The sequence below is a fragment of the Pseudomonas pharyngis genome (assembly GCF_021602345.1).
Classification (GTDB): Bacteria; Pseudomonadota; Gammaproteobacteria; order Pseudomonadales; family Pseudomonadaceae; genus Aquipseudomonas; species Aquipseudomonas pharyngis.
Genome location: NZ_BQID01000056.1, coordinates 1 through 237 on the forward strand (window position 1 = coordinate 1; position 237 = coordinate 237).

Here is a 237-nt window from a genome sequence, read left to right on the forward strand (position 1 = left end):
CAGGAGCAAGCTCCCTTCATCCGCTCGACTTGCATGTGTTAGGCCTGCCGCCAGCGTTCAATCTGAGCCATGATCAAACTCTTCAGTTCAAACATCTTTGGGTTTTTAAGAAACCCTAAACTTGGCTCAGCAATCGTTGGTTACATCTTTGATTTCTCGCGGAGTAACTTGTGATGCTGATAATCTTGTTGACTATCAGTCTGACTCCACAAGCACCCACACGAATTGCTTGATTCA

The 237-nt window shown here is 45.6% G+C and carries 1 rRNA gene; it reads right to left on the reverse strand.

The window, feature by feature from the left end:
- Positions 1-89 (reverse strand): 16S ribosomal RNA (locus tag L6D74_RS29950); the annotation flags it as partial.
- Positions 90-237: the final 148 nt, after the last annotated feature.